Source organism: Streptomyces sp. H27-C3 (assembly GCF_030063415.1).
GTDB lineage: Bacteria > Actinomycetota > Actinomycetes > Streptomycetales > Streptomycetaceae > Streptomyces.
This window is the reverse complement of record NZ_JASITA010000124.1, coordinates 1-648: the sequence shown is the minus strand read 5'-3', so window position 1 is coordinate 648 and position 648 is coordinate 1. Positions and strand designations below refer to the sequence as shown.

Below are 648 nucleotides of genomic sequence, written 5' to 3'. Positions count from 1 at the left end.
GTAGCGCACTTGACTGGGGGTCAAGGGGTCGCAGGTTCAAATCCTGTCGTCCCGACTCAAGAGAGTCGAGGTCAGGGCCGGTTTCGGAGCAATCCGAAACCGGCCCTTGATCGTTTTTGGGGACCAGCTGGGGACCGGCGTCCTTGACCGTCGTCAGCGGGTCATGACGATCGGGCTCGGAAGTGAGCGCGGTGCGCGCAGAACATGGAAGTGCGCGGAGAGCGCCACCCCGGCGGCCGTGATCTTGTGAACATCCGGGTGCAGGTAGCGCTGGGTGGTGGTCAGAGACCCGTGACCTGCGATCCTGCGCAGGACGTGTAGGGGGACTCCGGCGTCGGCAAACCAGGTCAGTCCGGTGTGCCGGAGGTCGTGGCGGCGCAGGGTTAGATTCAACCGGTCAAGGCAACGCTCTGTGGTGTGCGGAATCCTAGGCACTTGCGTGGACGGTTGTTGAGCTTCGTCGCGATGGCGTCAAGATCGTCCTGGCTGAACGTCGACAGGTTGGTTCCTTTGGGCAGGTACTGTCGGAGCAACTTGTTGGTGTTCTCGTTGGTGCCACGTTGCCAGGGGTTGCGCGGGGCTGCGAAGAACACGTGGACGCCGGTGTCGGCGGTGAGTTGCTTGTGAGCTGCCAGTTCCATGCCGCGA

1 protein-coding gene and 1 pseudogene are annotated in these 648 nt (G+C 63.0%); both read right to left on the bottom strand.

Annotated features, from left to right (window positions below; genetic code table 11):
* Positions 1–153 precede the first annotated feature (153 nt).
* A pseudogene (locus QMK30_RS38365) lies at positions 154–381 on the bottom strand (tyrosine-type recombinase/integrase); the annotation flags it as partial.
* An 8-nt stretch (positions 382–389) separates the two neighbouring features.
* Positions 390–648: IS30 family transposase (locus tag QMK30_RS38360; protein ID WP_283522956.1), on the bottom strand; the 259-nt coding region annotated here is incomplete at its 5' end.